At 67.9% G+C, this 26447-nt stretch carries 23 protein-coding genes and 1 pseudogene; 10 read left to right on the forward strand and 14 right to left on the reverse strand.

What is annotated here, in order from left to right:
• Positions 1-176 precede the first annotated feature (176 nt).
• From AMY39116_RS0328865 to AMY39116_RS0328875, 3 genes are all read right to left on the reverse strand, one after another.
• On the reverse strand, positions 177-1628 hold the full coding sequence (locus tag AMY39116_RS0328865; protein ID WP_020421084.1) for a hypothetical protein: 1452 nt from the start codon (positions 1626-1628) through the stop codon (positions 177-179).
• Between the two features lie 123 nt (positions 1629-1751).
• Complete coding sequence (locus AMY39116_RS44815; RefSeq protein WP_020421085.1) at positions 1752-2696, reverse strand: alpha/beta fold hydrolase; 945 nt, start codon at positions 2694-2696, stop codon at positions 1752-1754.
• Between the two features lie 56 nt (positions 2697-2752).
• On the reverse strand, positions 2753-3661 hold the full coding sequence (locus AMY39116_RS0328875; RefSeq protein WP_027936308.1) for a replication protein RepA: 909 nt from the start codon (positions 3659-3661) through the stop codon (positions 2753-2755).
• A gap of 872 nt (positions 3662-4533) precedes the next feature.
• On the opposite strand from AMY39116_RS0328875, the gene AMY39116_RS0328880 reads away from it, so the two are divergent.
• Both AMY39116_RS0328880 and AMY39116_RS0328885 read left to right on the forward strand, forming a co-directional pair.
• Positions 4534-4914 carry a hypothetical protein gene (locus AMY39116_RS0328880; protein WP_020421087.1) on the forward strand — a complete coding sequence of 127 codons (381 nt, stop codon included), beginning with the start codon at positions 4534-4536 and terminating at the stop codon, positions 4912-4914.
• 104 nt (positions 4915-5018) lie between these two features.
• The gene (locus tag AMY39116_RS0328885) at positions 5019-8339 is read left to right on the forward strand and encodes an error-prone DNA polymerase (protein ID WP_020421088.1); all 3321 of its coding nucleotides are present in this window, start codon (positions 5019-5021) and stop codon (positions 8337-8339) included.
• Between the two features lie 245 nt (positions 8340-8584).
• On the opposite strand, the gene AMY39116_RS0328890 is transcribed toward AMY39116_RS0328885, so the two are convergent.
• The 3 genes from AMY39116_RS0328890 to AMY39116_RS0328900 all read right to left on the reverse strand — a co-directional run bounded on the left by AMY39116_RS0328890 (position 8585) and on the right by AMY39116_RS0328900 (position 10998).
• Positions 8585-9334, reverse strand: a complete 750-nt coding sequence (locus tag AMY39116_RS0328890; RefSeq protein ID WP_157358718.1) for a hypothetical protein — start codon at positions 9332-9334, stop codon at positions 8585-8587.
• Between the two features lie 691 nt (positions 9335-10025).
• Positions 10026-10517, reverse strand: coding sequence for a hypothetical protein (locus AMY39116_RS0328895; protein ID WP_063710187.1), 492 nt, complete (start codon positions 10515-10517; stop codon positions 10026-10028).
• A 10-nt stretch (positions 10518-10527) separates the two neighbouring features.
• A complete protein-coding gene (locus tag AMY39116_RS0328900; protein WP_020421091.1) occupies positions 10528-10998 on the reverse strand; it encodes a hypothetical protein in 471 nt (156 codons plus the stop codon).
• 296 nt (positions 10999-11294) lie between these two features.
• On the opposite strand from AMY39116_RS0328900, the pseudogene AMY39116_RS47645 reads away from it, so the two are divergent.
• A pseudogene (locus AMY39116_RS47645) lies at positions 11295-11369 on the forward strand (transcriptional regulator NrdR); the annotation flags it as partial.
• 409 nt (positions 11370-11778) lie between these two features.
• Here the strand turns inward: AMY39116_RS47645 and AMY39116_RS0328910 are convergent.
• From AMY39116_RS0328910 to AMY39116_RS0328920, 3 genes are all read right to left on the reverse strand, one after another.
• Positions 11779-12060, reverse strand: a complete 282-nt coding sequence (locus AMY39116_RS0328910) for a hypothetical protein (RefSeq protein ID WP_020421093.1) — start codon at positions 12058-12060, stop codon at positions 11779-11781.
• A 197-nt stretch (positions 12061-12257) separates the two neighbouring features.
• On the reverse strand, positions 12258-13403 hold the full coding sequence (locus AMY39116_RS0328915) for a DUF6042 family protein (protein ID WP_020421094.1): 1146 nt from the start codon (positions 13401-13403) through the stop codon (positions 12258-12260).
• Between the two features lie 407 nt (positions 13404-13810).
• Positions 13811-14626, reverse strand: coding sequence for a hypothetical protein (locus tag AMY39116_RS0328920; RefSeq protein ID WP_020421095.1), 816 nt, complete (start codon positions 14624-14626; stop codon positions 13811-13813).
• 542 nt (positions 14627-15168) lie between these two features.
• Here AMY39116_RS0328920 and AMY39116_RS0328925 point away from each other — a divergent pair.
• From AMY39116_RS0328925 to AMY39116_RS0328960, 6 genes are all read left to right on the forward strand, one after another.
• On the forward strand, positions 15169-16284 hold the full coding sequence (locus AMY39116_RS0328925) for a hypothetical protein (RefSeq protein WP_020421096.1): 1116 nt from the start codon (positions 15169-15171) through the stop codon (positions 16282-16284).
• A gap of 76 nt (positions 16285-16360) precedes the next feature.
• Positions 16361-16885, forward strand: coding sequence for a hypothetical protein (locus AMY39116_RS0328930; protein ID WP_063710188.1), 525 nt, complete (start codon positions 16361-16363; stop codon positions 16883-16885).
• Positions 16886-18036: 1151 nt separating this feature from the next.
• Positions 18037-18282, forward strand: a complete 246-nt coding sequence (locus AMY39116_RS0328940; protein WP_020421099.1) for a hypothetical protein — start codon at positions 18037-18039, stop codon at positions 18280-18282.
• On the forward strand, positions 18269-19048 hold the full coding sequence (locus tag AMY39116_RS0328945; protein WP_020421100.1) for a hypothetical protein: 780 nt from the start codon (positions 18269-18271) through the stop codon (positions 19046-19048). The genes AMY39116_RS0328940 and AMY39116_RS0328945 overlap by 14 nt, the downstream gene beginning before the upstream one ends.
• A gap of 445 nt (positions 19049-19493) precedes the next feature.
• Positions 19494-20063 (forward strand): NUDIX domain-containing protein, encoded by a 570-nt coding sequence (locus AMY39116_RS0328955; protein ID WP_020421102.1) that lies wholly within the window; start codon positions 19494-19496, stop codon positions 20061-20063.
• Between the two features lie 78 nt (positions 20064-20141).
• Entirely contained in the window at positions 20142-20927 is a 786-nt protein-coding gene (locus AMY39116_RS0328960; protein WP_020421103.1) for a hypothetical protein, read from the forward strand.
• Positions 20928-21357: 430 nt separating this feature from the next.
• Here AMY39116_RS0328960 and AMY39116_RS0328970 read toward each other — a convergent pair whose 3' ends face one another.
• From AMY39116_RS0328970 to AMY39116_RS0328985, 4 genes are all read right to left on the reverse strand, one after another.
• Complete coding sequence (locus AMY39116_RS0328970; RefSeq protein ID WP_020421105.1) at positions 21358-22278, reverse strand: nucleotidyl transferase AbiEii/AbiGii toxin family protein; 921 nt, start codon at positions 22276-22278, stop codon at positions 21358-21360.
• 6 nt (positions 22279-22284) lie between these two features.
• Complete coding sequence (locus AMY39116_RS43705; protein ID WP_020421106.1) at positions 22285-23409, reverse strand: type IV toxin-antitoxin system AbiEi family antitoxin domain-containing protein; 1125 nt, start codon at positions 23407-23409, stop codon at positions 22285-22287.
• A 163-nt stretch (positions 23410-23572) separates the two neighbouring features.
• Complete coding sequence (locus tag AMY39116_RS0328980; protein WP_020421107.1) at positions 23573-24364, reverse strand: hypothetical protein; 792 nt, start codon at positions 24362-24364, stop codon at positions 23573-23575.
• A 106-nt stretch (positions 24365-24470) separates the two neighbouring features.
• A complete protein-coding gene (locus tag AMY39116_RS0328985; protein ID WP_020421108.1) occupies positions 24471-25157 on the reverse strand; it encodes a hypothetical protein in 687 nt (228 codons plus the stop codon).
• Between the two features lie 53 nt (positions 25158-25210).
• On the opposite strand from AMY39116_RS0328985, the gene AMY39116_RS47930 reads away from it, so the two are divergent.
• Positions 25211-25336, forward strand: coding sequence for a hypothetical protein (locus AMY39116_RS47930; RefSeq protein WP_020421109.1), 126 nt, complete (start codon positions 25211-25213; stop codon positions 25334-25336).
• Positions 25337-25377: 41 nt separating this feature from the next.
• Here AMY39116_RS47930 and AMY39116_RS0328995 read toward each other — a convergent pair whose 3' ends face one another.
• Positions 25378-26406, reverse strand: a complete 1029-nt coding sequence (locus tag AMY39116_RS0328995; protein ID WP_084506176.1) for a ParA family protein — start codon at positions 26404-26406, stop codon at positions 25378-25380.
• Positions 26407-26447: the final 41 nt, after the last annotated feature.

Raw genomic sequence — 26447 nt, forward strand, 5'->3', positions numbered from 1 at the left:
CCCCAGCCGGGGCAGAGCGCGTCCGGAGTTCCGTCGTGGGCGAAGTACCGCAGCTTTACGGGTGCCGGGCCCGACCTTGGCGTGGTCCCGGCCGCCGCAGCCGGGACAGGCCAGGAGCGGACGTGGATTGACGACTCGGTGCGGGTCGAGCCGGCCACCACCGAGATTGGTTGGACTCAGCTCTGATGCTCAAGAATTTCCTGGTCCGGGACTACGCCGAGGCCCGCAAGCTGCTCTAGCAGGGAGGCCGGGACGTCTGCCTCGTGGCCCTCGCGATGACCGACGATGATCACGTTTCCGCCGACGAGCTCGTCTACGTCGGGGTAGCAAGCTTCTAGTAGCCGATTGGCGAGCACGTTGTGAGGGAGGTCGTCGGCATTCGCCGAGCAGACCAGCTCGGCGTTCGACCCTAGGGCGACGGTACGGAGGGGCTTACCGAGCATGGCTTGGCGGATGCGCAGCGCGCCGGGGGCGTCGGCGTCCTCGAGGGAGACCAGTTTGGCCAGGCCTGAGGGGGTCAGGTAGAGGGCTGTGACTGTGGTGTAGCGCGGAATGGCGTCTTCAGTGCCGGGCAGGATCTGGAAGGCGGGGCCCTCGTCCAGCATCGGCCCCAGTCCGGATTCAGTGTCGGCGTGGGCGTCGCGTTCGGATGCGCGGCGCAGTCGGCGCAGGTCCGGGAGGATCTCCTGAAGGAACTCGGCTGGATCGTCGCCAAGATCCTCGATGATCAGGTCGAGTTCGATCAGCGTTTCGGCGAGATTGAGCAACTGGGGTGCGTATGGGTAGAGGTGCAGCCACTGTTCGATCCGGGACATCGGCCGCTCGGGATCCTCCGTGCGCGGGTCAGCACGCCCGAAATGCTCATGCAGGTAGCCGTCGATGCGGCGCTGAATTGCGACCTGGCGGTCCCACGTCAGCGCGTTCCGCAAGATCCCGACGTGCAGGGATAACGTGCTCAGTTCGTCGGCGCAGGTCTTGGTGCCGGCGATCGCGGCGAGCGCGGCCGCCACGTCGAAGACGTCGTTGGGAGGCTGGCGGTAGCAGGCCAGTGCGGTCCGGAACCAGTCCCCAGGCGGCACGGGGCTAGCAACCCGTCGACGCACGTCGAGCCCGGGAGGCTGCAGGGGCTCCGGTCCGAGGAATGAGGCGCGTTCACGGGCTCGGAGGCTGGAGACGTCGATGGAGTTCAGGGCCCGGTACGTGGGGTCGGAGAAGTGGTGCCCGAGGTTGAGGTGGGCGGGGTCAGTATCGGCCAGATACGCCCGACGCAGCAGCACAAGCCCAGAGTCGTTCCAGGTCACCACGTCCTCGTCACCGAAGGCGAGAGTCAACACCGCGCTGCCACCCACCGCACTGCTGCGGGCGAGGTGACGAATGTCGGTCACAACTGCGAGGGTGCCTGGGGCGGTGCAGCCATGGGCGTGACCGTCGGTGTGGTCACCGGGTTCGACAAGCGCGCCGGCCTCGGTCGGCCAGCTCAAGCTGCCGCCCGCGCTGTGGTCACTGCGCACGAGCTTGTAGGCCCAGTGCTGGTACCCCGCCGGCGGCGGATCCCCACGCAGCGAGTCGCGGAAGTGGTCCTCGAACAGCTGCGCCAGCCTAAATGGATCAGCGTCCCCGTTGGTCATGACAATTCCCCCTTCTGCCTGGCCGTTCTCGCCAGGGGTTCCCGTGGCGCATCGTAGGGGCCACGGCTGACATCGCGCTGGCCGCGCGGGCTCACCGACGCGTGGCAATCACGGACGGATGGATCACCTGGTCTCAGCTGCCCTGACGGCATCAAGGATCACCGCGGCGAGAAAATCGGGGTCGTCGTGGTTGATGTGGTGTCCAGCGTGATGAGCAAAGGTTTGGCTGTGGTTGTTCGACATGGTCAGGAAGTCGCTCTGGAGGTCAAGCCAGGCGGGATACCAGGTTTCGCGCCCGGCCGGACCGGCGGTCACCACCGTGATCGGCACGTCTCCGAGTTCTCGTGCCTCGCGACGCAGGGCTTGCCGGCCGCAGAGGAGGCCTAGGAACTCTTGGACGGCGGCGCGGCGGTAGTTGCCCGTCAGCTGTCGGGCGAGGTGGGCGTTGACGAGATCAGCGGGCGCTTCGCGCGCCGCGGCCTTCCGCAGCTCGCGAAGTCCCCCGAGCGCAAACCGCAGCCTTCGCCAGCCCAGCACCCGCAGCTGCCAACGGATGGCGTCCTTCCACAGCTCGCTCGCGCGAACTGTGCGATCGACTCGGTGCAGCCGCTCGTACATGTCCTCGTGGCTGGAGTCGACAAGGATCACGCGTGCCACACGCTGCGGATGGCGTGCCGCGAACAACCTCGCGATCAGCCCGCCGACGGAGTGGCCGACCAGGATCACCGGGTCGTGGAGCTCGAGCGCGGTGAGCAGGGTGTGGACCTCGTCGGCCATGGTGCTGATGCTGCGCGGGCCGTGGTCTGCTTCGCTCCAGCCGATGCCCGCCCGATCGACCAACACGACCTGCGCGTCCGTGCGCTCGGCGACGGCACGGTGCACCCGGATCCATTCGATGGCCGGGGTCCCCATCGCAGGCAACACAATCACCGCTGGCGCGCTGCTGCCGGACCGGAAGACGTGCAGCCGCCGCCCACCGATGTCGACCAGTTCGCCGGGCGGCGGGAAGCGGCGTGCGTCCCGCCGCTCGGCGAGCCGCTGATAGGCGGCGCTGGCGGTGCTCAGCACGGCTGGAACAGCCGCGAGCGCTACAGCTGGGCGCCAGGCGCCCTTCCGCCGCCGGATCATCCGACTTCGAGCGCGCGCAGCCCCTTGAACGGCACGTGCGGTTGGCTCGGCTTGAGCAGCAGTCCGTGCTTGGTGACCTCCACATTGGCCTGCTGGTAGACGGCCAGCACCTTCTTCAAGTTGTCGACGATCGCCTTCTTGAAGGTGAACAGGCCGCGCGGGGTTGGGGCCAGCTGAAAGCCAAATTGCTCGGAGAGCTGTTCCCAGGTTACGAGCACTGGTTTCTGCAGAAAGCACAGGCGGTAGGTCAGCCACCAGTACAGATCCATCTGCACCGGGTACTTCTGGAAAACCCGCAGAGCGTGCAGGCTGATGGGCACTGGGGCGCTGAGGATCAGTTGGAAGAACTCTTCGGAGAGCCGGATCCACGACGGCCCAGGCGTCTTGTTCTCGCTCCACCACAGCTGCCAGGCGCTGGCGATGTTGAGCTTTCCGCCCTTGTCGAGGCTCGGGTCGCCCTCCTGCTTCACGGTGAGGTTGCACTCGAGTAGCCGGTTGGTCTGGTTGCGAAACCGGCTGATGCTGCCCTTCTTACCGCCGGTCGCCGCGCCAATGCCGAGGTCCCGCATGAACTCGCCCATCGAGTCGGGCAGCTGCAGCAGCGGCTCTCGCGTCTGTACGGCCGCCGTGGACAACCAGGCGAGCAGCAGGCGCGGAATCGCCCCGAACGGGAACCCCAGATTCTGGACGGTGCCATCTTCGTCAACAGTCTTGCCGGGAGTGACCGTCAGCAGCAGCTTCCCGTTGCGGCGCCACCACACCTCGGTGGTCGGCGGCGGTTCCTTGTAGGGCAGTGACGTCGAGGCAAACACCCGCGTCACGAACCCAAGTTCCTGCTGTTCGCGGTCCAGGATGCTCACCTGCGCGGCGTCCCGCGCGAAGGCAAGATCGGCCTGTGTCGTCACCCCGCACAGCGTAGATGCGGGCGGAGGTGAACGCTGTCAGCGCTCTGGGTGTGTCGCAGCAGCTCATGAGCACGCATCCCAACGCGACGCCACTTTCTGTCAAAGTTCGTGACGGACCGTTACGCATCCCAGCGCGATCAGTGTGGCGCCCCGAGACGGCTGCCGCGGCGTCCGCATGCCGCAACTTGAAGCTCAACCCCGATCGACCTGAGCTCCAGACCGAAACGCAGGCCGCGAGTTGTCCACGCATCCCGACGCGATCTGGAGCTTGTCGGGTTGCACGCTCACAAGAACCCACGATGAGCACGCATCCCGACGCGATCGCCCAAAGCTCCAATGCGCTCGACAAGCGCCCCTCCCCCGTCGGCTGGCGAGTTGTCCACGCATCCCAGCGCGATGCTTGATTGACAACATGTATTTGTCCACGCATCCGGACGCGACGCCCGCCCAGCGGAAGCGAGTTGTCCACGCATCCCGACGCGATCTGACCAGATCTGCTGTGGATAGCTCTCGTTGTAAGCCGCCATCGGCGCGCATCCCGACGCGATGGGCGTCGCGTGTTTCCCCAGGAGGCCACGCATCCGGACGCGACGCGTACGCATCCCGACGCGATCGACTTCGGCATTTTCGCAGGTCAGAACCCCTTTTCTCAGCACCCATGTAGTTCTTTCATGTAGTAGTTCTCAAATAGAAGGCGCGCTGGCCGTGCATGCGTCCGCTCGCGGGCGGCCTGTGGCTTGAGCATTGTCGGCCACGTCACCGCTGCGGCCGCCGCCACTCCAACGGCGGCTTCACCATCTCTGACCACTGCCGAAGATCACTGTGTGGATACCCAACCTGCCCGGCGCAGTACTCGAGTCCTGGGCCTAGTCATGACCATCCTGGCAATCGCGGTCGAGGCTGCATCATTGGTACTGACCGTGGCCCAGTTCCGCTGGGCCTTCACCGCGATCGGTGGCACGTTCTATGACGTCGTCGGTGGGTTCGTCTGGCCTATCGCCCTCCACGTCACGGCGATCGTGTCGTCGGTGATGTTCCGCCGCGTCCATGAACACCTCGCTCGGCGGTTGTTCGTCGTGGTCGTCGTGACCGTCGGCGTATTCGCCGGCCTCGGGGCATGGCAGCACTCCGGATTCGACCTGCTCGTGATCATGCTCGCAGCGTTCGTCAGCGTCGCCGGGCCGATCACTGTCCGGATGGTGGTTCTGAGTCGTCCTCCCATCGAGACCGGGCCGCACGCCCCCGCCGAGTGACCCACCCTCACTTGCGATCTTGAAGCCCGCGGACGGAGAATCCAAACGTATGTTCGATGCTCGTCTTCCCCGCGGGCGTGGGTTCGTGACGTCGTGGAGTGGGGATGGGCTTCAACAACCCGCAGCAGCCGTGGCGGGAGCTGGAACGGCAGCTGGATGGCCGCCTGGTCCCGGAGGGCGGGGACGGCAGCGATTCGCCGGCCTGGTCGCGGAAGCGGGAGGGCTACCGCGGTGCGCCGGAGGATCTGCGCGGCCGCCGGGCCGACGATGCGCTGCGTGAGCGTGTCCCGTACGCCGAGCTGCACGTGCACTCCAACTTCAGCTTCCTCGACGGCGCGAGCCACCCGGAGGAGCTGGTCGAGGAGGGCGCGCGGCTGGGGCTGGACGCGATCGCGCTGACCGACCACGACGGCATGTACGGCGCGGTCCGGTTCAGCGAGGCGGCCGCCGAGCTCGGGGTGCGCACCGTCTACGGCTCGGAGCTGTCGCTGGGGCTGTCGATGCGGCAGAACGGCGTCCCGGACCCGGAGGGCGAGCACCTGCTGGTCCTCGCGCGCGGGCTGGACGGCTACCGGCGGCTGTCGTCGGTGATCGCCGACGCCCAGCTGCGCGGCAAGGAGAAGGGCCGCCCGGTCTACGACCACGACCAGCTCATCGACGAGCTGCGCGGCCAGGTCGTGGTGCTCACCGGCTGCCGCAAGGGCGCCGTCCGCCGCGCCCTGGTCGAGGACGGCCCGGCCGCGGCCGCCGACGCGCTGCGCGGTCTCGTCGACCGGTTCGGCCGGGGCCACGTCGCCGTCGAACTGCTCGACCTCGGGTATCCGGAAGACAGCGTGCGCAACGACGTCCTGGCCGGCCTCGCGGCCGAGCTCGGCCTGCCCACTATCGCCACCGGGAACGTCCACTACGCCCAGCCCAGCGCGGGCCGGCTCTCGGCGGTGGTGGCCGCGGTGCGGGCCCAGCGCAGCCTGGACGACATCGCCGGGTGGCTGCCGCCGGCCCCGATGCAGTTCCTGCGCTCCGGTGCGGAGATGGCCCGGACCTTCGCCCGCTGGCCCGGCGCGGCGCAGCGCGCCGCAGTGCTCGGCGTGGAGTGCGCCTTCGAGCTGGAGCTGGTGGCACCGAAGCTGCCCCCGTTCCCGGTACCGGAGGCCTTCGGCGGCAGCGAGGCCGCCTACCTGCGGCACCTGACCTGGGAGGGCGCCGCCCGCCGCTACGGCCCGCGCGAGGCCAACCCGGAGGCCTACGCGCAGCTGGAGCACGAGCTCGACGTGATCGAGAAGCTGGACTTCCCGGGCTACTTCCTCATCGTGTGGGACATCATCGAGTTCTGCCGCAGCCACAACATCCTCGCCCAGGGCCGCGGCTCCGCGGCGAACTCCGCGGTCTGCTACGTACTGGGCATCACCAACGCCGACCCGATCCGCTGGAACTTGCTGTTCGAGCGGTTCCTCGCCCCGGAGCGGGACGGGCCCCCGGACATCGACGTCGACATCGAGTCCGACCGGCGCGAAGAGGCGATCCAGTACGTCTACACCCGCCACGGCCGTCACCGCGCCGCCCAGGTCGCCAACGTCATCACCTACCGCGCGAAGTCCGCCGTCCGGGACGCGGCCAAGGCCTTGGGCTTCTCGCCCGGTCAGCAGGATGCCTGGTCCAAGCACCTCGACCGCTGGTCCGGCATCGACTCCGCCACGCCGGAGGAGACCGGGGTTCCGCAGCCGGTGCTCGACATCGCCGCCGCCCTGGAGGGCTTCCCCCGCCACCTCGGGATTCACTCCGGCGGCATGGTGATCTGCGACCGGCCGGTCACCGAGGTCGTGCCGATCGAGTGGGCCGCGATGGAGGGCCGCAGCGTGCTGCAGTGGGACAAGGACGACTGCGCCGCCGTTGGGCTGGTGAAGTTCGACCTGCTCGGCCTCGGGATGCTCTCCGCGATCCACTACATGATCGACTTCGTCCGCGAGTTCGAAGGCGAGGAGATCGACCTCGCCCAGCTCGACCTCGCCGACCCCAAGGTCTACGACATGCTCTGCCGCGCGGACGCCGTCGGGGTGTTCCAGGTCGAGTCCCGCGCCCAGCTGGCCACCCTGCCCCGGCTGCGGCCGCGCGAGTTCTTCGACCTGGTCATCGAGGTGGCGCTGATCCGGCCCGGCCCGATCCAAGGCGGGTCGGTGCACCCGCTCATCCGCCGCCGCCAGGGCGAGCCGTGGCAGCATGCCCACCCGCTGCTCGCGAACGCGCTCGACAGGACGTACGGGGTGCCGCTGTTCCAGGAACAGGTCATGCAGATGGCCATCGACTGCGCCGGGTTCGACGCCTCCGAGGCCGACCAGCTCCGCCGCGCCATGGGCTCCAAGCGCTCCGGGAAGAAGATGGCCCGCCTGGCGAAGCGGTTCTTCGACGGCGCCGCCGAGCGCGGCATCACCGGCGAGCTCGCCGAGCAGATCTTCCAGCAGATCTACGCCTTCTCCGACTACGGCTTCCCCGAGTCGCACTCGCACTCATTCGCGCTGCTGGTCTACGCCTCCGCCTGGTTCAAGTGCTACCACCCGGCGGCGTTCCTCGCCGGGCTGCTCAAGGCCCAGCCCATGGGCTTCTACTCCCCGCAGTCGCTGGTCGAGGACGGCCGCCGGCACGGGGTGATCACCCTCGGCCCCGACATCAACGCCAGCGGGGTCGACGCCACGCTCGAACCCCACGCCGACAGCACCGGCGGCCTGGCGGTCCGGCTCGGCCTCGGGACCGTGCGCAACCTCGGCCGCGACGCCGCCGCCGCGATCGTCGACGCCCGCCAGGCCGGCGGCCCGTTCGTCGACCAGGCCGATCTCGGGCGCCGGGTCCGGCTGGACACCCCGGCGCTGGAGGCGCTGGCGACCGCGGGCGCGCTGTCGAGCTGGGGACAGGACCGCCGCCAGGCCCTGTGGGCAGCCGGCGCGGCCGCCCGACACCGCCCCGATCACCTGCCCGGCCTCGCACCTGGCCTGGACGCCCCGCCGCTGCCCGGCATGACCAAGCTCGAACTGGCCGCCGCGGACGCCTGGGCCACCGGCGTCACCCCCGGCACCCACCCCATCCAGTTCGTCCGCGACCGCCTCACCGAACTCGGCGCGCTCCGCGTCGTCGACATCGCCAACATCGCCGACGGCACCCGCATCCGGGTCGGCGGCGCCGTCACCCACCGCCAGCGCCCAGCGACGGCCAGCGGGATCACCTTCCTCAACCTCGAAGACGAAACCGGCATGCTCAACGTCGTCGTCGAACGCGGCACCTGGGCCGCGTTCCAGACCATCGCCCGCGCCAGCCCGGCCATGATCGTGCGCGGCATCGTCCAACGCTCCCCCGAAGGCGTCATCAGCCTCCGCGCCGACCGCCTCGAACACCTACCGATGACCATCCAGCACGCATCCCGCGACTTTCGCTAACCCCGCGCGATCGCGGTGAGCTGGCTACCGGCTGACGCACGGGTCGAGCGGTCTGACTTGCTAGCGTGGGACTTCGGCGGCTCGCTGCCAGCGCCACGTCAGGTAGAGGGCGAACAGGCCCCCGCCCCCGACTCCGAGCCTCAGCCCCGCCAGCGGCAGCAGGCATCTTCGGTCATGCGGCCTTGTACGGGCCGCTGTTCATCTCCGTCTCAAGGAACTGGACGGCGTCGGACTGCCGGGGTTCGTTATCGCTTGTGCACGAAGTAGATCTTGTCGCCGCTCATGCTGCTGATCTGGACCGTGACGTCACCGGAGCCGGGATCGACGAAGCCGATGGTGAACTTCGCGGTCTGGCCAGGAAGCACGTCGGTGGTCGGCGTGCCGCCAAGGTTGTTGGCCGAGTCGAACACCTGCTCGGCCTGCTGCTGACCGATGGTCGCCTGGAACAGCAATAGCGCGGTCGAAAGCGGCTTGTTCGAGTGGTTGACCAGAGTGACGTCAAAGGCGATCGCCGAGGCCTTCTGCTTCGGCGCGGCAAACGCGGAGGTGGTGACGGCACGCGGGTTGGCGACAGTGGTGTCAACATCCGTGGCGCGGTGGGTTTCGCCGACCGACAGGGTGATGGGGGTTGACGTGCTGCTGTCGCCGTCGGAGATCGAGGTGCCGCCGTCCAGTGCATCGTTGAGTGCTTCGACGTCGGCGTTCTGCTTCAGAACGGTGAACACGATCGCAGCGACGCAGACAACGACACCGATGCCGGCGAGGACCTTGCGGGTGCCGAACAGCGCGATGATCCCGAGGATGAAACCCACTCCGGCGATCACCGCAGTGACGTTGTTCAGGAAGATGATCGGCGAACCGACCACACCGACGATCCCGAGGATGAGGGCAGCCCAGGCCAGTCCTGCGAACTTCGCGGGCTTGGCAGGGGTGGTGGGCTGAGGCGCTGGCGCCGCCGGCATGGGGTTTGAAGTCATCGCTTTGGTCTCTTTCATTACTGTCCGGAGATCTACCAGCGCGTTATGGCGCTGGTGTCCGTTGCGTGATCGTTCGAGAAGCTCCGCGTATAACCACGTTCAACTGGTGAATTGGCAACGGTGGACCAGGCCAGCGCCCGCAGAACGGCGCAGTGATGATCGAAAACCGCAGGTACTGTGTCCGGTGATCAACTCACCGAATGCCGGGTGCTACTTACAGGCAAACACGGCAACTTTCACCCATGAGGGTTATGACGGGCCTGCTGTGTCGGCGGCCGGTGCTGGTGCGTGGCGAGCGCACTGGAGTCGAGGCTGACTCCCGCCATCGCGGTGAGATGGCTACCGTCTGCCGCATGGTTCACGGCGATCTTCGGCGGTACCGCGTGACGCTCACAGCCCTGCCTGGACAGGACACCCCCCGTTACATCGTTCGGGCTCGGTCCCAGCGACACGCCGCTCGTGCTTTCCCGAGGCACCGCGTGGCCGACGTCGAGCCGTACTCAGGGGTGCACGACGCCACGCTCACGGTTCAGCCCGAACCATCGGCCGCCGCCCGCTGGGCGGCTGGCGCGGTGCGCTGGGTTGGCCGCGGTGTCGCACGCGCCGGGCGGACGCTGTGGCGGTGGATCCCGAACAAGGAGGCCAAGCCCTACCCAGACAGCCATCGTTGACGAGGAACGTGCCCGGCACGACCCAACCGCCGCGGCAGCTAGATCCGCGCGTTCCAGAGCGTGCCGTGGGGATGCAGGAGCGCGATGACCTGCGCTTCCAGTCGTAGCGCGGCCGTGCGGTCGGGTGTGGTGGCCCACGCCAGGTCGAGCGCCGCGTGGTCGAGCGCGGCCCGCGCCCACTCCTTCGCCGCTCGGGCCTGGCCGGCCTCGAGCGCGGTGAGCTGGGACCGGACCCAGGACGGATCGGCCAAGGCGCGGTTGAACGCGGCCTCGCCGAGGCCGCTGACCGCCCCCTTGCCTGAGGTGTAGATCGCGAGCCTGCCGCGGATGCCCAGGCCTTTCCGCTCGCCGGCCATGCCGACGTAGACGATGACGCCAGCCGAGCGGGCCAAGTACACCCCGGGTTGCCGCGGGGCTTGGGTAAGGGCCTGGTCGAAGGGCAGCCATGACGACCAGGTCGCCAGCTCGGCGAGTTCGGGTGGCGTCGTGTCTGCCGCCGGCCGCGTCGGCACTGGGCTCGGTTCCTGCATGTTCCCCCTGTTAGCGCAGGTCGTACTGGATGTCGACGCCGCCGCCGGGGCCGCCATTGCTGTTGATGGTGAGCCAGCCGTGGTCGTAGACGTCGGCGAGGTCGAACTCGTAGCCGAAGTCGTAGGTCTTGTTGGTGCCGAAGATCTCGGGCCGGTCCCCGATCTCCATGGCTCCGCCAGGGGATTTGCTCTCCCCGCTGTCGGGGTCGGTGACGTAGACGACCGGGGTCAGCGCGAGGGAGAGCTCCTGCGCCAGGGCGGCGTCGGAGCGGGTCTGGACATGGAAGGTCACGACCATCACCTGCTGGCCCCCGTACTGGGACCTCTGCTTGGCGATCTTGGTGACGGTGAACTCCGGATCCGAGGGCTGCGCGGTGGGGCCGCCCCAGTAGATCACCTCGCCCACCTTCTTGATCAGGTTGCCGCGCGGCCCCGTTGGGCGGGGTGCGGCGGCGGTGGTGCTGGAGAAGATCGACCGCATGCTGGTGGAGGCCGGGGCCGCGCTCGACGACGTGGGTGCAGTCGTCGTCGCCTGGCCGGGGCCAGCGCTGCATCCCAGAATCAGCAGACCAGCAGCACACCCGATCGCTACCGCAACACTGACGCGTCCAGCTGCGCCGCGCCTCGTTCCCGGGTCGGCCGCAGCGTGGGCATGAGTGCGCATGGTTCCCCTCTCAGGATTTCCCGGTGGGATGTCGATCTCACCTGCCTGCCCGTTACCCGTGTTCCCGATCCGTTACCGCTGCTCAGCCGCAACTCGGCTCTGCGCTGGACCCTCACCTCCGGTTCGGCAGCGTCTACCGCTCTTTCTCCTCGGCAGAGGACTTCGAGAAGGAGATCGCGGACCTACGACGAGAGCGCGGCCTGGTGGTGAGCCCGGCGCGTGCGGAGAGGACGAAAACATGGAGAAGAAGAAGCGTCATGATGGCGATCAGACGCGGTGGCTCGCACTGATCATCCCCCTGGTCGGGGAGGTGATCCGCTTGATCATCGAACTGCTCGGCTAGGTGGCGCCATGAGCAGGTCGCGAGCGAGAGCGCTGTGATCGCGCAGAGGACACGGTGCTGATGTTGGTGATCAGCGGCATGGCCTTCTACGTCGGCTGGGTACCTGGTGGCTGGTCCCGAGCGGGCCTCGAGCGGCTCGCTCGCCAACGGGGTCATCAGCCCGCGCCTCGACCGCCTCGATCACCTGCCGATGACCGTGCATCCCGTGAGTCCCGAGCCGTGCCGGGATGAGCAGCAGGCGGGGCTTGCCGGGGTCAGAGCCTGCGCAGGCGTGGGGCAGCAGGTAGCGGGCGCGGCGGGCTGGACGCGGGATGTTCGTCGGGCCAGTGCCAGGTGCCGGCCAGCGCGTGCTCGGCGAGCACGCGCGGAACCGCCAGGTGCAGCTGTTCGCCGACGACCAGGTCCACGATGCCGCCGGTCGGCAGCGAGGCGGGCTCGCGAACCGCGACCACCATGCCCGGCTCGCACGGGCCGCCGTCGACCTCCAGGTAGTGCACGGGGGAGCCGACATCGGGCTGCCGGTCGAGCAAGGTCACGTCCGAGCTGGTACCCGGTCGGCCGCCAGCCATGCCCACCGGGACGAGGTCGCGGCCTCCGGCTCCGGCCCCTGGGCCGCGCAAGCCGCGCGGACGGAGCACGGACTGGAAGCCGTGAGCAGGCTGGCCCCCGTAGCGGGAATGGACGCCTGTCCCTGCCGAGGCGTTGTCGGCCGGGACAGGCGTCCACTCCTGTTTCAGATGGCGAAGGGAACGCTGCCCGCGGTCAGGGCGCGACGGCGCTCGTCGTCCCACTTCAGAGCGCCCACTCCCTCAAGTTCGTACAACGCGCGCACGGTGGCTTCGACCGACATGCCTTGGGCCTCGGCGAGGTCGCGCAACGAGAGCATGCCTGCTGACCCGCCGGGGTGTTCGATCGGGAAGGGCAGGCTTGCCAGCACGGCCAGTGATTCGCTGCTGAGGTCGTGGTCCTGCTCAGCGCTGCGGTAGACCTTCCATGGGCTGGCGTTCCAATCGATCACGGCGTCCGCGGTGTCGTCGCTGTCATCCGGGTCCTCGGGTGTGAGTTCGGCGGCCATCGCCTCGAGGTCCGGTCGCAGGGTGAACCTGGCGTGCTCATCGAGCTCGCGGAGGTCGGCGTGTCGCAGCTGCGCATCGTGTCGGTGCGCCGTCATCCAGCCGCGGTAGGCCATGCCTTCCAGGCCGCGCCGGACCTCGTCCGCGGCCAGTCCGGAGTCCTGGGCCAGGCGCAGGATCGTGGTGCTCAGGTCAGCCTTCAGGCCCTGGTTGCGAAGATGCCTGGCGAGCGCCAGCGCCGGCCGCCCGGTGACCAGCCGCCACCGCCGTTCTTCCTCGCGCGCCAGCCACGACGCCGGCAGCGCCAGGACGTCCTCCGGGGCCGGAAGGTCAGGGCCGGCGCGCCACTGCTCCTTCCCCGACGGCAGGATGGAGTGCTGGTAGACGCCGAGCTCGGCCAGGAGGACGGCGAGCTCGCCGATCGTGCCCGGCACCGGGCGCCCCGCCGCGGCCAGAGCGGCGCGGAACGCCGCCTCGGCTTCTTCGCTCAGGGCGCGGGTTTTGTCGTCGATATGGTCCTCGACCCAGCTCACCGCGGTGGCAACTCCCTGCGGGAAGCGGAGCCGCGCGGCGCGGTCCTTGAACAGGTGCCGGAGATTGCCGTCCACGTTCTCCATGGTGGCCGTGGCCACGATCGTCTCGAGTATGTGCGCCGAGGAAGGCAGCAGACGCGCCCACCCGGAGTGAGCCCAGTCGCGACGGTGATACATCAGGTCGTCGCCGTCGACCGCACGCGCGGCCTCGGTGAAGGACTCGCCGGTGCGCGCCATCCGGGCACGAATGTTGCGGTTGCGCTTGTTGGACATGGCTGTTCCTCCTGAAGCCCCACGCGCTTTCAACAGAGGCACGGCACAAACCGCGGGTACGCCAACAGATCCGTGTGGGTCCGAGACCCTTGTCCAGCAGGAACCAGGCTGCGTGGGAACCCGGAACACCGGAGACAGGCGGCACGTCCGCCACGCCAGAATGTAGCGAACGAACCCTGCGGTGAGCGTGAGCGACACGCCGGGCGGGCCCGGTGTCGCTGGCGTCGAGGTCGGCGCTGGTGAGAAGCCAGCGGGGCCTGGCGGCGTGCTCTGCCCAGACTGCCTGGCGCGCCTGAAAGCCGAGCAGGCCAACTACTGGTCGACCCCGGCCGCTTGACTCGCTGCGCTGAGCGTCAGCTCGACGGCTGTCGGGACCGCACGGCCCAGTCTGTGGCGTCCCTGCTGTCCTACTGCGTCGGTGCTGGCGGTGAGTTGCTCAGCTGGTGGCTTTCCAGGGCCTCTTCTTCGGTCATGGGGCAGCTCAGCTGGGCAGACGCCGACCGGATGATGACCTCTTCGCCGCTGCGGTTAGTGGTGGTGACACGGGTAGTTCCCATGCAGCCGACCTTGTAGCCGGTGGGGGTCATTGCCGGGTACGGGTGGTCGAAGCCGCGGTCGCATTCGGCTTTCAGCGGCTTGTAGACGTCGTAGATCGCCTGTCCCATTGCGTGATCGTCGGGCCAGAGCGAAGCCAGAGCGAGCTGCAGCGCCCCGTCCGACTTCTGATTCATCTCGGCGTCTTCGACGTGCTCACCCCGTCCGGGGAACACGATCACGCTGGCGGAGGCAGTGACCTCCTCCAACGGGGCCTCCGGGTGGTACCCGGTGTTTGTCCACTTGATCTCCTGCGTCCACAAGTAACGATCCGCGCGGGCTACTCCCTGACAAATGCCGAGGTACCCCTTGACATCAAGGTCCGGCGGTGCCGTGGGGTCGCGGTGCCCGTAACACTTCCACCAGGGCAGGCGCTGCAGGATGTGAGACCGTAGCGCGTCCGAGGTCAGTGCCGGGTCGAAGCAGTAGAACAGGTCCGGCCTGGCCGGATCGCAGGGCGCCGGACCTCCCGGTACGACTGTGAAACGGGGCGTGGCCGAGGTGGATGCAGGCGCCAGGCTGGATGCTGGCCCTGCCGCGGTGGGCCTGGGCGAGTCGTCCCTGCTCGCCGAGATCGCCACGGCCACCGCCCCGAGCACTGCCACCACGGTGATCACCGCGACGATCACCCAGGTTGTCCGATTTGGGTTCCGCGAGCCACTCGCTGCGGCAGGCTGGTGCTGCCAGGCCGGTGGTGGGACCGGACCGGGAGCGATGTGGGCGGTCCCGGGGCGGCAGTACGCGGCGCCGCGCTCGTCAACCCAGGCACCCGGATGCGTCCGCGACTGCCACACCGGGCGGCCGCAGTTCGGGCATGGGGCCTGCGGCGTGCCGCCGTTGCTGCTGGTCATGACCGGCCCACCCCAGAATCGCCCAGCGCGTTCACCACGCTGCCCCCTCACGCGAAAACGTCGATCAACTCCCCAGCGTCACGATAGCGGCACCACCCATCCCTGCACGGGTGATCGTGCACGAACACCAGCGATCCGGGCCGGCAGACCGCGGCGGCAGACGCGCGTCGACGTACCGAATACGGCTATCTGTGCTGCTCAGGCCGCTGCGCTGGTTACGATGTCGATCGCACGAGGGGGAGAACATGAACCATCCACAATGGCCTGGACAGCCGCGCCCGCACGGGAATCCGCCGCACCCCGGTCCGTATCCGCCGCCGGTGTATCAGCAGCCCTACCGGCCGGTGGCCTATCCCCAGCCGCCTGCTCGGCCGCCCCGGCGTCGGCGCGGCGCGATCATCGCCGCCTGCATCGCGCTGGTCGCCGTCGCCGCGATCGCCGCGACGCTCGTGATCACCCTGCGCCCCAGCGCGCCACCGGCGGCCGCGGCGATCACCGAGTACCAGGCGCCGGCCGACGGGTCCGGCTACGACACCGCTGCCTGGGACCAGCCCATCCCGCTGCCGGTCGGGGCGAACCTGTGTTCCTGGATGCCCGAGATGACCGAAGCATTCGGCCGCCTCGGCGGCGGCGTGGTCCGCACCAGTGATGGCAGCGTCGAGGGCGGCCCCGGCTGCTCGTTCAGACTCGCCGACGGCAACGTCATCCAGGTCCGCAACGACGGCCCCTTCTACGCGATCAACCAGTACACCAGCGTGCTCGAGGCCGCGACCTTCGCCGGCCTCCCCGGCCGGATGTACTCCTTCGTCCCCGCCGATGACCCCCGCGGCCTCTGCACCGCGCAGCTGGCCGGTCGATCCATCGCCGTGCCCGCCGTCGACGCGTTCGCCCGCGACAACAACGGCAACCAGCAGGCCATGTGCGCGCTCGCCCGGCAAGGGATGGAGCTGCTCGCCCGGCGTTACGTGCCGCTGGCCGGCGGAACACCTGCCCGCGACGCCATCCAGGACCTGCCCCCCGGCGCGCTGGATGCGACATCGGCGTGCGACCTCGCCGCAGCGGCCGTCTACCACCTCAACGTCCCCTACCGCGAGGAAGCGCGGCAGCGCGGCAGCACCGCACTGGGCACCACCTGCACCGTCGAAGGGCAAGCAAACACCGCGACCTTCCTGCTGACCACCGGCACACCCGGCCTCGCCGGAGTTCCCCCGGTCGCCGGCGCGAAGGTCACCACCAGCCGCTTCGGCACCTCCTACACGCTGCGCCTGGAACAGGAACCCGCCCGGTGCACCGCCAGCCTCGAGTACACCGGCGGCAAGGTGTTCCAGCTGACCACCGGGCCGGACCGAAGGCCGGGCAACTCCGCCTGCCAAGCAGCCCGCGTCGCCCTCGGCTACGTCGTCCGTCAGCAACTCGCGGACTCGACCTTCCCGTAGCCGCGCCGTCACGGTCGCCGAGACCGAGGAGACCCGGCCCCGCCGGGGCCGCAGACCTGCCGCCCACCCGCACAGCATGAGGACACCGTTGACCCGTCGCCGCATCGTGCCGATCATCGCCACCGCCCTCTGCGGCGCACTCGCCGCAGCCGGTTGCACCACAGCCACCGTCGGCATCCCCGGTCCGGCATCAGGCCTCAGCCCCGGCACCGACGTCTTCGCGGGAATGAACGCCTGCCGCGTACTGGACCAACTCCTCACCGGGCAAGGGTTCCGCCCCGGCGAGAACAAGAGCGCCCGCAACGAGTGCACCGCCAGCAAGTCCGAATACGGCGGCTACTCCCTCGCCCTCGACCCGGTACAAGGCCTGGCCGACTTCCGCGAGAACAACCCCGGCGCAGCCCAGATCCGCATCAACCACCGCCAAGGCCTCTACATCTACGACACCGGCTTCCAGCTCTGCGCCCTGGCCATCGAGATCACCGAACAATCCCGGGTCCTCGTCATCGCCTCAATGATCAACTCGCCGCAGGACCAGACCTGCCACAACGCCAAAACCCTCGCCGAACGCCTCGAACCCTCACTGCCCACACCGCCCTGAGCACGGGGAACTCCGGCAGCCCGACGGCGCGTCGCCCTACTGCGTCGACGTGGAGAATTGAGCTGGTGAGCCGACCTTCCTGAGCGGTGTGGCCAATGACGAGGCTGCTGATCTTCACACTTGGAGCAGGCTTCGAAGCCTTCGGCTGCCCGCCCGGGGCCAGCGCTGGCATGGAGCCCCGACGATCAACTCCGCCCCCGCGCAATGGCCGGGGCGGTGGGAGCCGGCACGAGGTCCGGGTCCCACCGCCGCTAAGGCCACCTAGGAGCGGGCCCAGGCTCGACCCGCCTGCGGGCGGGCCAGCCAGGCGAGGCTCCCCGCGAAAGGCAGCACTGCCGCGCCGGCCGCTTCTGGGGACACGATGGCCAGGGTCGCAACCGGGCCTGACAACAGCACCACCAACCGCAGCGTGGCCGACCAGCCGGACAGCACCACCACCCCGATCAAACCGAACCCGGGCTCGACTGTGGGCTTGCGATGACGCCGCGGCTGTGCCGGCCACGGGTGGCGTGCTCGAGCAAGCAAGTACTGCACGCTCACCGCATCGGCTGACCGCCCACGGCGCGAGAGCTGCGACCGCCTTGCTCGCGGTCGTCGTGTGGGTAGTGTCGTCATCGTTCTCGTCTCCGTTCGTTCGCGCGAATCCGGTGGGCAGAACACACACGGCGCGGGTCTCCTGTGCCTGCAGGAGACCCGCGCACCTTCCTCTCAGTGACCCAAACCCTTCGCCCAGCTGGGGTACTGGGGCACTCTCGTCATACTGTCGGTTACTCGGCGGTTGTTCATATTTCGGCGACGAACGGTGCCACCTCCGCGACCAGCGGTACGCACCACTTCGGCGTAACCGACCATGTAAGCGTTACGACCCTCGTTACATCAGCGCACGTAGGAGGCCGAGCACTAGTCATCCCGATCAAGGTCGCAGCGCGGCTTGCCGGACGGCTGACGGCAGCTCAATAGGGCTTTTCGATTAATCGCTTTTACGATTATTTCGGTACGGTGGGTAGCCGCACTGAGACGCGTCCGAGCGCAACCGCTCGACGTGCGAGTGACTAGCCGAGCCGAACATGACCGTTCATCGACAAGCTCGCCCGGATGACGGCGAGGCGTGTTTGCCCACGTCGAGGCAAGGACACGGATACGCTTCGATCATGGCCAGCGCCGATGAGACCCCGACGGCCATGGAGCCGTTCTTCTTCGATCCCGGATCTGTGCTCCAGGCCGCTTTTGGCGACCACGAATTCCAGAGGTCCTTCAAGGGCCGCGACGTGCGCATCATCACCTCGGCCGTCGAGTTCGAGGGACACCGCGCCTACTTCCGGGTGCGGGTCGAAACGGCCCCACCCGAGCACGAAGCCTCCTTCACCTTCAAGATCGAGGTCGATGCCGTTGGCTGACGCCTTCTCCCTGAGGGAACCGCTGCGCATGGTGAGCCAGAACCCCCGGCTGCAAGAAGGAACCCCAGAGCGGGAAGCCCGCCGCGTCGCCGACCTGCTCGGCACCGGCCGCGGACCCCGGTGGCAACAGGCTGGTGAGCCCGGAGGGCCGTGGGGCAGCGCGCAGGTGTGCCGGGTGCAGCGCCGCCGCGTGTTACACGTGGTGGGCGATAGCGAGATGGCCGAGGAGTTGCGCCGCCTGTTCACCGAGGGCGCCGTCGCCGGCTGGCAGTTGCAGCCGCTCCCCAAGACCCGTACGCCGTTGCACCATTACCTCGCCGCTGCGACCGAAGCGGCACCCCAGCGGGGTTCGCTCCGCGGCTACAACCAGCTCGACCGGTTCGGGTTCAGCTTCGGCGAGGAAGTCGCCGCCTGTCCCGATGACGCGCTGCTGGCCATCAACAACATCGGGCGCACCGCCTTGGCCGCCATCCGCGAGATCTTTGGCCATCCGCTGCCTGTCTCTGACCACGCCGGCGGCCCGCCAACCACGCCCGCCGACCCCGGGCGCGAAGTGCCCCTCACTGCGGCCGCGGCTGCTCGCTACCCAGACTTCGCGCGCCGCCTGGCCGCCACCGCCATGCCCGAGCAGGCCGTGTACGCCATCGCCGCCGCGCTCAACGCCGAGCCGTTGCCCACCCTGGACCCCACGGTCGAGCTGCTGCTGGAGACCGCCGGCGAAGCCGAGCTCCTCGCGCTCTATCGCGCGACCCACCGCTCCCCCTGACTGAGGAGCTCGCGCCGGCTGGCCGACGTCCGGTTCGTGGCCTGCGCTGCATCGCGGCAAGAACCTCGCGCCAAGGCACGGCCACCACCCGCAAGTGCACCATCGATGCCTGGCTCATGAGCTGTCGCCAACCACTACGCCACGTAAGGTCCGAACCGTGCGGGAAGCGATTCGGAAGGCGTTCGGGGAAGCTCCGGCGATGGCGTGCCACCCCGAAGACGTCCCGCTGTTCGCGCGGAACCAGGCCACAGGCTCGTGGGCCGCGGTGTGCTTGGTGTGCGGCCTTCCCGACCACGAAGGCGACGTACCTGACCAGGTCTGGCAACTCCTGGAGCTGATCTCGATTCGACGCCGGCACGGCCGGTGAAGTCTGGAACCCGACGCAGTCACAGCCTGTTGGGAATGCGACGCGGGGCGGAGCGCCGCAGATGGCCGGGTGTATGCAGTGATCATGGAGCAATACGGGTGGACGCTCTACGGCACGCGCACGGTCTATCGCAGCCCCTGGATTCAGGTGGATCTCGCAGATATCCGCTCTCCCAGCGGGGATAGGTTTGAGCATGCCGTCGCACGACTGCAGCGGATCGCCATCGCACTGCTGGTCAACGAGCGCGACGAGGCGCTCATGCTGCGACGGCACCGCTTCGCCGTCGATAAGTGGGGCTACGAGCTGCTCGGCGGCCTGGTCGAACCAGACGAGGACCCTGCCGCCGCGGCGGCTCGGGAGGCGCTCGAGGAGAGCGGATACCGCGTGCTTGGCGAGCCTGAGCACCTCGCGACCTACGAACCCCTACCCGGGATGATCACTGCCGAGACCTCGCTCTACCTGTGGCGCCGGTTCGAGCGCGTCCAAGATCCCAGCGATCCCGATGAGGCCGGCACTTTGTCGTGGATTCCAGTCACCCGGGTACCGGAGATGACCCGAACGGGACAGCTCCTCGGCGCCGGCACCCTCATCGCCCTCTACGCCTTCCTGCATGTCCGCGGAGCTGATCCGAGTGCGATTGGGGGCTGAGACTTCGCGTTTCGTATCCACGCGCCTCCACGGTTGTTCGTTACCGTCGAGGTGAGCGGAGTTCGAGGGGAGATTCCGGTGGGGGCGAAGAAGCGCGTCAAGCAGTGGACGATGGCCGGAGCGGCGCGCGCCGCCCGCGACGCCCGAGTCGCCACTGTGAAGTACCTGGCCGACAGCGAGATCGCTGTGAAGGTGCAGGTGGGCAACCTGGCCAGGGCTTACCAGGTGAAGCTACAGGCCTTCGGCGGCAACCAGTTCTCGGCGATGCTGTCCCTGTTCGGAGGAATGGGCTACCCCCGCTCCCCCAGCGACTGGCGCAGCGCTGCAGAGATGGTGCTGGCTGACGAGACGCGCAATCTTGCCCAGGCCCAGCTATACGTGCTGAGCCCGCAGATGTGCGACGTCGTCATTGCCGCGGCGCAGTCGCTGACGATCGACGACCTCTACCTGATCAACGAGACGGACCTGCCCACCCCCACCGGCCTGATCATGCTGCCCGAACCGATCCTCACCCGGTCGGTTGACAGCAACCTCAGCGATCTACGCGCCTTCACCTGGACCACACCGGCATCGGCGTTTCACGGCTCCCGCAAGCAGCAGCGCGTCCTGGAGTACCCCGCGGCGCGGGTGTCGCGCTACCACGCCACCCACGGTCCCGTCCAGCCCGCACGGTTCCGCGAGCTACAGGACTACGCCCGCGCGCTCGGGCACCCCGCTGCCACCGCTGCTGCTGGATTCGGTCCGCACCTTCGTGTTCCGGGGCGATCCCAACGAGAACAACCCCGGCATGTTGGAGCGCCAGGCGGCCGCGGCCCGCGAGCATGGCGAGCGGCTGCGCGCTCTGGATGGCCGACCGGAGGATGAGGCCGAGGAAGTCGTCGGTGAGTACGAGCCAGGCAGCACCATCGACGACGCTGACGACACGTTCACCCTGCGATTCCTCGCTGCGTTCTGGCGACTGTGCGACCAGCGCATTGCAGAGCAGGATGAAGCCCCGATGACGCACAGCGCGCGGGTCGCCGCGCATCAGATCGGCGCGCCCCCTGAGGTCCGCGTCGTGCAGGTCCGCGCCGCCAGCAGACCGGACGGTGCGGCCGCCGGTCCGGCCACAGGGAAGGGACTGGCAGCACCGTTGGGTGGTCCGGATGCACAAGGTCCGCCAGTGGTACCCGAGCCTGAACAGCCACAAGGTCATCTACCGTGGTCCCTACCTCAAGGGGCCAGCGGACAAACCGCTGCTCGGCGGGGACGTTGTTCGCGCCGTCACGCGCTGATTCCGAGCGAGATCAGGTTCTCATCGCCACCCACGGGTGTCCGGATTCCAGCTGCCGACGGGAGCTTTGGCCGCCAGCAGAGGAGTGATGAACGCGTCCGCGAGCTCCTGGACGCCAGCCAAAGTGCGGAGGTCCGCGGGGAGCTCACGGACTCCACTGGCCACACTGCGATAGCCGGCGGTCCACGACTTGTCCGGGACCTCGAACGCTTCGGGGAACGTCAGCACCATTCCCCGATTGCGCCGGCGTTCGATCTCGTCCTGCAGGGTGGCGTGCATCCGGGGGCCGTTGATCGGCGATTTCAAGGCAATGAGTACCAGGTCCACCAAGTCCTTGTAGCGGCTGGAAGGGTTCCCATCGGCCCGGTACCGCTCGTACATCGCGCACAGCTTCTCGGCGACGTGATCCTCGAGCGGGAAGATCCGCACCTCTGGCCACGTCTCGCACTCAGTCGTGAAGGGTGCCTCGAGCGGCTCGGTGGCGATGTCGCCGCGGGGCATGTAGTCGGAGACAACGACGTCGACGCTCACCCATTTGAGTACGACGTTGCCGAACATCGCGCGGAATCGCACCGACCTTGTCGGCCGGTCGACGTGTGTCTGCTCGGTCGTGTCGTGATGCGCAAACCGAAGGTGGTCGTCAAGCTCCAACGACGCCGCCTTGATCAGGTCCTCGACCGCGGCGTCGGTGGTGTTTTGGGCGCTCAGCAGATCGATGTCGGTGGAGTAGCGCGCAGTCGGCCACCGCATCAGCAGGGCTTGGCCACCCTTGAGCACCCACCGGTCAGGGTCGCTGTGGAACACCCGCGCAAGCAGGCGGCGGTGGTAGTGCAGATCGACGAGCTCGCTGGCCGGGATGCCGGTCTGCTTGGAGGCGTTCTCCGCCCGGTTCTTCAGCGAGCTCCTGTAAGACCTTGGGGTCCACAGCCGTTCAGGTGCCATGATCAGCTAATCGTCTCCGGGCGCACTTTCGTCACGCTCGTCGGCTCCCTCACCGCGGCCGGAGTGGTCTAGAGCGGCACGCATGAGTTCTCCGCTGGCCAGGCGACTGGCGAGGGCTTGGGGGATGTCGGGTGGCAAGCGGCTTCCGAGGATCGCTCGCGTGACGTCCTCCGGCAGTGTGAAGCGAGGCGCGAGGTCTGCCACCAGACGGCTCAATGCCGGTGTGGCGACCAGATTGCGGTACTGGTCGGCGAGTCCGCTGAAGTGCGTGCTGAGGGCGGAAGTACCCAGCTGCTGCTGGATCTGACGCAGAGTCTCTGTCAGAGCTGGAGTGAGGCTGGACTGCTTCGCCAGCTCGTTGATCAACTGGCCACTGGCGTAGGTCTTGCCGGTGCCGCTACCCAGGGCAAGGTGCTGGAGAGCGTTGCTGGCCGCGGTGACCTGGAGCTGCGCCGGCGCAGGTCGGGTGACCAGGTCCGCCGCGGTCACGCCGATTTGTTCGAGCAGATGCTCCAGCAGCGCACCGCCATCATTAGGGCGGACGCGGTAGCGTCGGGCGTAGGGCGCGATGCGCTCGGTCAGCTCATCGAGACGGATCTCGTCGGCGAGGACGGCCTGGCGAATGATCGTGGCGATGTGACTGGCGTCAATGTGCTGGTCAAGCAGGTCGCACACGGTTCGCAGGACCGTGGTCACCGGGAGCCCATCGATCAGAGTGACATCTTCTGCCTCTAGCTGAGCGATCTTGAACCACAGATCGGTATCGCGGCTGGTTCGTCGACGCGGCGCGGTCATGGCGATCTCGCTGTTTGTGAGCTCGCCGAGGCCGTGCAAGCGCGCGGCGGTGCCGTGAGACAGCACCGCATCATCCCGGTGGAGGGGCTGTCGTTCCCACCCAGGCACCGCAGGCCGGATAGAGAGCCATGCGGCCTGCTCCTCACGGGCGGCGGTGACTACGGCAGTGGTTGCGGCGTAGACCCCGTGCCGGACGGTCTCGAGGAAGCCGGCCTCTTTCAGACGAAACAAGGTGACAGCGTCTATGCCGACAGTCCGGGCTTGCTTGGACGTGACCATCCCCCACTGCTCGGCAGTGAAGCTGCCGAGCAGCTCCAAAGCCGCGCGCATCTCCATGACCACGATCCTACCCGATATGCAACGTTGCTTACAGTAGTGCGCAGCACTAATTACCTTCAGGACGTAATAGTTGCTGCGCAACGCCGCAATGATCGCTGCACAACTTGTGCTGATCTTGATCTACTTACAGGCGGGGCCAGCCAAGGGCGATCTTGGGCGCTCACTCCCCCTCGCACCGCCGGTCGAACAGCCGCCAACCTCGTCTGAGGCAGTGCACGGCCAGGTCGTACCAGCCGGCAAGCTCGCCGAGTTGCCCACCAGCGACACCGATCGATAGGCCCCCGTTTCGTCCGGCCGACCGAGCTGGAGCGAAAACGGCTCTCGCAGCGACGCTCCCCATGAGCGCGTGGGCGTCTGAGGACAGCACGTTCCACGCAATACGCAGACCACCCTGTCGCAGCGGATCGTCCGGAAACACAACCGGGGCGATGTCACGCAGGGCGTCCGCGAGGTTCACTCGGATCGGTGCCGGCTCAACCACCGCCAGGGCGTACTGGCGGGTCTTGATCCACTCGATCTGCTCCCGCACCTGCTGCTCGTCCTCTGCCGTGAACCCTAGTTCCGTTGAGAGATCGAGCGTTCGCTGGTGATACTTGCGCAGCTGTTCGTACGACTCCGCAATCACAGCGTGGCCGCGTCGGCGCCGCGTGACGTGATCATCCGGCGCGGTGATCCAGACAGCCTGTGCCGCGCCGACCAAGCCGCCGCGGACCGCGGTGTGTTGCGCTGATGTGTACAGGTTGCCGCGTTGCAGGCCGTCCCAGACCAGCCGCAAGTGCTCGCCGGCCAAGATGAGGCTGACGCGCACCACCTGGCTGATTCGGTGAAACTCGAACGCCTTGTCGTCATCGGCGAGCTCGCTGCCCCGTTCAGGTTCCTCAAGACGCAGCTGACGCAGCCGCCACCGCTCGAGCTCCGGCTGCGCATCCCGGAAGACCTTCAGTTCGTCCATCAACCGTTCCCCTCGTGCCGCCCGCCCGAGACGCTGACGGGACCGAGCTCACGTCGCGCGGGCTGGTAACGGCGTTTCCACTTCTGGCTGTGACGGCACGCCCCAGTTAGCGGGTGCTGGCCACATCCGAGGTTTCGCCCCGCCAGGCACCTGGCAGCTCAGGCGCGCAGACCTTGCAACGAGGCGCGTACGTGCGACGGCGGAACTGGTACAGCCACTTGCGCGCTTCGTCGACCGTCACCCGCTTGTGATGGGTCCAGATCTCTGGCTCCAGGCAGCCTCGGGTGACGTACTCGTGCTTCGAGTGATACTGCGGCGGCGGTTGAGGTTGTTCGCCCACCGCTCGGCAGTCCCAGCGATGGATCTTGTTGCTGGACAGCACGTAGGGATGGGACTCCCCGGTGAGCGAGTTCCACCATGCAATCCACTCCTGCCGTTCCCGAGCGAGGCGTGCAAGGAGCTCGTCCTCCGGTTCCCTCACCTCGTCGCAGGCATAGCAGCACCCGCTGACCGGAGCGGTGGCCTCGACCAGCAGCTCGCGCATCCGCGCCGACGTCAGGCTTCCGCGTTCGACTTGATCAAGCATCCAGAGGATGACCGGGAGCTCCACCGACCAGCTGTCGCGGTCCGGGGCAACGACAGGACGGTCTTCTGGTGGCCGGCGCGGCCCGGAGCGCGGGCCACCGATCGTGTAATAGGTGCCTGGTGGCTCGTGCCCGAGCCCGTTGACGAAGGTGGCGTTGTCGTAGCGGCTGTCATCGATTGTGAACCCGGCCCAGCTCTTGTAGGACACTGAACGCTCCCCTGCTGCTCGCCACAGACCAGCATGCGCTGATGCTCCTGCCCGTGTTGTTGTACAGGTGGCAGGCCGGCAGCAGGCGGATCCACGCCGCGGAGAACGAGCGACCGGCGCCGGAGGGACACGTCGTGGCGCAGCTGACGGCCGCAAGGCAGCGGCAGCAACGCGAGTAGGTAAGCCTGGTTGGGTGCCTGAGCGTTTCCGTCGGAAACGCTCAGCTGAACACGCCGTGCTCGAACGCCCAGGCCAGAGCACGCCGGTAGTCATCGGTCACTGGGTCTTTGGGCACCCACAGTGGTAGCGGTTCGCGGTTGGTGTACGCCTCGTTGACTGTGACTGCTTCGCGAATTTCGACATCAGCCACCAGCGAGCCGTGGCGCGCGTGCAGGCGCTTCAGCATCTCGCGTCCGTGGTTCCCGCGCTGTCGCTCGGCTTTGACTCGGCACGGCAGGATCATGGCCAGCTGGAGGTCCGGGTTGTACTCGCGGACCTCCTCGATGGTGGTCTTGAGGTGGTCGAGGTCGGGACCGGTGGTCTTGTCATCCAGCTGAACGCAGTTGAAGACGCGCTTCATTCTGACCAGGGCGGACATCATCGACAGTGACTTGGTGCCGTGCAGGTCGTACAAGCGGAAGTGTGGTCGCGTGGTGACCTTGTTCATCAGACGGCTGAGCACCATGCCCGCGAAGGGATCCTTCGACAGCTCTGCCTCGTCCTGATAGAAGTCGATCTTCTCCCCCGTCACGTACGACGGTCCATTCGGGTACACGTGGATGCGCTTGAGCCACGCGATGGTGTCCGGGTCGTCGTTGATCACTCCGTATCCGGGGATGCCGTGCTCGTTGTAGGCACAACGGCGGATGTCGTCCAAGGTGATCTCGCGTGGCGCATCTTCGCCCGGGAACTTGGCCTTCCGACGGAGCAGTGCGTCGCCGAGCATCAGGGGCACCGGGTACGCGCCGCCAGGCTCGACGAGCCGATCCTCCTCGTACGGGCTTGACCCGATGCCAAGGTGCTTCGAGGCGTTGCCCTGGCCGTCGAGGTCAACGATCTCTACCTCGAACCCGAGTTGGGCGAGCAGGGCGGCGAAGGTCACGAGAGTGGTGGTCTTGCCCGCCGACCCAGCCTCTCCCACAGACCCCAGTTCGTGCGTTGTCGTCGGCGCGGACTGCTCTAGGTAGGCCGTTACTGCGCGGTTGAGCCGCTCGAGGCCGCTCTCGTGGCGCGGGCTGATCTCCGGCATGGGGTGCCCTTCAGGGATAGACGTTTCCGACGGAAACGGTG

It is taken from the genome of Amycolatopsis sp. ATCC 39116 (assembly GCF_000231075.2).
GTDB classification, from domain to species: Bacteria; Actinomycetota; Actinomycetes; order Mycobacteriales; family Pseudonocardiaceae; genus Amycolatopsis_E; species Amycolatopsis_E tucumanensis.

Coding starts and splice junctions, on each gene's coding strand:
- AMY39116_RS0328865 (WP_020421084.1), bottom strand. CDS start 1,628: ATGACCAACGGGGACGCTGATCCATTTAGGCTGGCGCAGCTGTTCGAG.
- AMY39116_RS0328880 (WP_020421087.1), top strand. CDS start 4,534: ATGACCATCCTGGCAATCGCGGTCGAGGCTGCATCATTGGTACTGACC.
- AMY39116_RS0328885 (WP_020421088.1), top strand. CDS start 5,019: ATGGGCTTCAACAACCCGCAGCAGCCGTGGCGGGAGCTGGAACGGCAG.
- AMY39116_RS0328890 (WP_157358718.1), bottom strand. CDS start 9,334: ATGAAAGAGACCAAAGCGATGACTTCAAACCCCATGCCGGCGGCGCCA.
- AMY39116_RS0328895 (WP_063710187.1), bottom strand. CDS start 10,517: ATGCAGGAACCGAGCCCAGTGCCGACGCGGCCGGCGGCAGACACGACG.
- AMY39116_RS0328900 (WP_020421091.1), bottom strand. CDS start 10,998: ATGCGGTCGATCTTCTCCAGCACCACCGCCGCCGCACCCCGCCCAACG.
- AMY39116_RS0328915 (WP_020421094.1), bottom strand. CDS start 13,403: ATGTCCAACAAGCGCAACCGCAACATTCGTGCCCGGATGGCGCGCACC.
- AMY39116_RS0328930 (WP_063710188.1), top strand. CDS start 16,361: ATGAGGACACCGTTGACCCGTCGCCGCATCGTGCCGATCATCGCCACC.
- AMY39116_RS0328940 (WP_020421099.1), top strand. CDS start 18,037: ATGGCCAGCGCCGATGAGACCCCGACGGCCATGGAGCCGTTCTTCTTC.
- AMY39116_RS0328945 (WP_020421100.1), top strand. CDS start 18,269: ATGCCGTTGGCTGACGCCTTCTCCCTGAGGGAACCGCTGCGCATGGTG.
- AMY39116_RS0328970 (WP_020421105.1), bottom strand. CDS start 22,278: ATGGCACCTGAACGGCTGTGGACCCCAAGGTCTTACAGGAGCTCGCTG.
- AMY39116_RS43705 (WP_020421106.1), bottom strand. CDS start 23,409: ATGGAGATGCGCGCGGCTTTGGAGCTGCTCGGCAGCTTCACTGCCGAG.
- AMY39116_RS0328980 (WP_020421107.1), bottom strand. CDS start 24,364: ATGGACGAACTGAAGGTCTTCCGGGATGCGCAGCCGGAGCTCGAGCGG.
- AMY39116_RS0328995 (WP_084506176.1), bottom strand. CDS start 26,406: ATGCCGGAGATCAGCCCGCGCCACGAGAGCGGCCTCGAGCGGCTCAAC.